Consider the following 3,447-nt stretch of genomic DNA (forward strand, 5'->3'; position numbering starts at 1 on the left):
CATGCGCCGGCGCCCGAGCGCGAGGCGCGCGCGCCGCAGATGCCGCGCGAGGCGATGCGTGCGCCGATGCCGGAACCGCGCCAGGAGCAGCGTCAGGAACAACGCCAGGAGCAGCGCGTGGCCCGCTTCTCCCCGCCACCGCGCATGCCCGAGCCGCGGCCGGCCGAGTCGCATCCGGCACAACGCCCGGCACCCGCCCACCACGACGGGCACCACGATCACGACCATCACGAAAGCTGAGCGCAGCGCGGGGGCGGCAGCAGGCCGCTCCCGCGGGCCTGGGTCAGCCGAGGCGGTTCAGCGCTTCGGCCAGTTCGTCGGCCAGCGGGGCATTCAATAGATAAGGTGTCTTGCCGTCGTCCAGGCTGAACTCCAGCGAGGCGGCATGCAGGAACAGGCGCTTGAGCCCGATCTGCTCGCGCAGGCGCTTGTTGACCGCCGGATCGCCGTACTTGTCGTCGCCGGCGACCGGATGCCCGAGGTGCTGGGCGTGCACGCGGATCTGATGGGTGCGACCGGTCTCGATCCGCACCTCGCAATAGGAATGCCCGCCGCGCCGCTCCAGCACCCGGAAGTGGCTCAGCGACGGCTTGCCGGCCGCGTTCACCTGCACGTGGCGCTCGCCGCCCTGGCGCAGGCCGATGTGCAGCGGCGCGTCCACGCTCATGGTGCCGTCGGGCATGCGCCCGACCAGCAGGGTCAGGTAGCGCTTGCTGATGCCGCGGCCCTGGACCCGGTCGTCCTCGCGCATCAGCGCCTGCAACTCGGTCAGCGCCGAGCGCTTCTTGGCCACGATCAGCAGCCCGGAGGTGTCGCGGTCGAGCCGGTGCACCAGCTCCAGCGACTGATTGGGACGCAGCGCACGCAGCGTCTCGATGGCGCCGAAACTGATCCCGCTGCCGCCGTGGCTGGCGACGCCCGAGGGTTTGTTCAGCGCCAGCAGCCGCGCGTCCTCGTAAACGATCGCCGCCTCCAGCCGGGCCATGAACGCATCCGGCGGCGCGCTCTTCTCGCCTTCCTCGGTCAACCGCACCGGCGGGATGCGCACCTCGTCGCCGGCCTCGAGCTTGCGCTCGGCCTTGGTGCGGCCGCCGTTGACCCGCACCTGGCCGCTGCGCATCAGCTTGTAGATCAGGCTGCGCGGCGCGCCCTTGAGCTGGCCGAGCAGGAAATTGTCTACGCGCTGTCCGGCCCTGTCTTCCGGGACCTTGAGAATGCGCACCGCGCTGGTCGCGACATCGCGCGGCTTTGGAGGGATCGGGGGGGAAGTCATCAGGCAGTTTATTCTGTTACACTCGGGGGGCGAGATAAGGGTTTGATTTCGTTGGAAGTTAGTTGAGGGCCAGAAGCCCGGCTTACGACGATTCCGGCACAGTGCGCGACCACCGCCCCCGGGGCGGCCATGTTAGCGGCTCACCGGCCTACCCGGCCATCGCCGGATGCCGCAAGCGTCCGCGCTGAACATGCCCCGTGCGGCGCCCCAGCCTGGCTGGAGTCGCCGCCGGTCCTGAACCACCTAAAAGCAAGAAGCGCTCCCGCGGCTCGCCGTGGTGTCGTAGCGCTGGAAACCCAAGACGCCCACCCCGCGCCTGCGCGATGGGCGACGAAGCGTGACCAGAAGCGAAACCCCATGGCGTTCCGCGCGGTAGCAGCGCGAGGAACGCAACAATGAAGCGAATGCTGATCAACGCCACGCAGGCAGAAGAACTGCGTGTGGCCATCGTGGACGGCCAGACCCTGTACGACATCGACATCGAGCAGCCGTCCAAGGAACAGAAGAAGTCCAACATCTACAAGGGCCGCATCACCCGGCTCGAACCCTCGCTGGAAGCGGCCTTCGTCGAGTACGGCGGCGAGCGCCACGGCTTCCTGCCGCTGAAGGAAATCTCCCGCGATTACTTCCAGGCCGGCGTCGACCACAACAAGGCGACGATCCGCGAACTGCTGCGCGAGGGCCAGGAAGTCGTGGTCCAGGTGGACAAGGAAGAGCGCGGCAACAAGGGCGCGGCCCTGACCACGTTCATCTCCCTGGCCGGCCGCTACATGGTACTGATGCCGAACTCGCCCAGCGCCGGCGGCGTCTCGCGCCGGATCGAGGGCGAGGACCGCGCCGCGCTGAAGGAAGCGCTGGACAAGCTGAACATCCCCGACGACATGGGCGTGATCATCCGCACCGCCGGCGTCGGCCGCGATGCCGAAGAGCTGCAGTGGGACCTGGACTACCTGCTGCAGGTGTGGAAGTCGATCGCCGAGGCCGCCCTGGCCAAGCCGGCGCCGTTCCTGATCTACCAGGAATCGCGGCTGATCATCCGCGCCCTGCGCGACTACCTGCGCGCCGACATCGGCGAGATCCTGGTCGACACCGCCGAGATGTACGGCGACGCCCAGGAGTTCATGCAGCAGGTGATGCCGCAGAGCCTGCGCAAGCTCAAGCACTACACCGACGACATCCCGCTGTTCAACCGCTTCCAGATCGAGTCGCAGATCGAGGCCGCCTACGAGCGCAGCGTGCGCCTGCCGTCCGGCGGCTCGATCGTGGTCGACCAGACCGAGGCGCTGACCGCGGTGGACGTCAACTCCTCGCGCGCCACCAAGGGCAGCGACATCGAGGACACCGCGTTCCAGACCAACCTGGAGGCGGCCGAAGAGGTCGCGCGCCAGCTGCGCCTGCGCGACCTCGGCGGCCTGGTGGTGATCGACTTCATCGACATGGCCTCCAACAAGCACCAGCGCGAGGTCGAGAACCGCCTGCAGAACGCGCTCAAGTACGACCGCGCGCGGGTGCAGATCGGCCGCATCTCGCGCTTCGGCCTGCTGGAGATGAGCCGCCAGCGCCTGCGTCCGTCGCTGGGCGAATCCAGCCAGATCGTCTGCCCGCGTTGCGACGGCCACGGCCGCATGCGCAGCGTCGAGTCGCTGTCGCTGTCGATCATCCGCGTAGCCGAGGAGCACGCGATGAAGGAGAACACCGGGCAGGTGCTGGTGCAGGCCCCGGTGGAGATCGCCAACTACCTGCTCAACGAGAAGCGCCGCGCGCTCAGCGAGATCGAGAAGCGCCACGACGCGCCGATCGTGATCGTCGCCGACGAGCAGCTGCACACCCCGCACTACGAAGTGACCCGCCTGCGCGAGAACGAGCTGGGCGAGGAAAGCACCAAGCCCAGCTACCAGCGCGGCACCCCGCGCAAGCTGCCGGTGCACGCGCTGACCAAGGCGCAGCTGAACATCCCGGCGCCCGCGGTGACCAATGTGAAGCACTCGCAGCCGGCCCCGGTGCGCGAAGTGGTCGAAGAACCGGTGGCCGCACCGGCACCGGCGCCCGTGGTTGCGCCGGTCCCGGTCGCGCCGCCGGCCACCGGCGTGGTCGGCTGGCTGAAGCGCATCTTCGGCGCCGGCGAGAGCCCGGCCCCGGCTCCGGCCGCCGCCGAGCCGGCACAGCGCCAGCGC

2 protein-coding genes and 1 pseudogene are annotated in these 3,447 nt (G+C 69.1%); 2 read left to right on the forward strand and 1 reads right to left on the reverse strand.

Translation table 11 applies throughout. The features are described 5' to 3' along the window. Positions 1 to 240, forward strand: a pseudogene (locus D180_RS05195) (hypothetical protein); the annotation flags it as partial. Positions 241 to 283: 43 nt separating this feature from the next. Here the strand turns inward: D180_RS05195 and D180_RS05200 are convergent. Continuing rightward, positions 284 to 1,273, reverse strand: a complete 990-nt coding sequence (locus tag D180_RS05200; protein WP_043090516.1) for an RluA family pseudouridine synthase — start codon at positions 1,271 to 1,273, stop codon at positions 284 to 286. A 395-nt stretch (positions 1,274 to 1,668) separates the two neighbouring features. Here D180_RS05200 and D180_RS05205 point away from each other — a divergent pair. Further along, positions 1,669 to 3,447, forward strand: a 1,779-nt coding sequence (locus tag D180_RS05205) for an Rne/Rng family ribonuclease (protein ID WP_017911968.1), incomplete at its 3' end; no start/stop codon positions are given.

This window comes from Xanthomonas sp. SHU 166 (assembly GCF_000364685.1).
Classification (GTDB): domain Bacteria; phylum Pseudomonadota; class Gammaproteobacteria; order Xanthomonadales; family Xanthomonadaceae; genus Xanthomonas_A; species Xanthomonas_A sontii.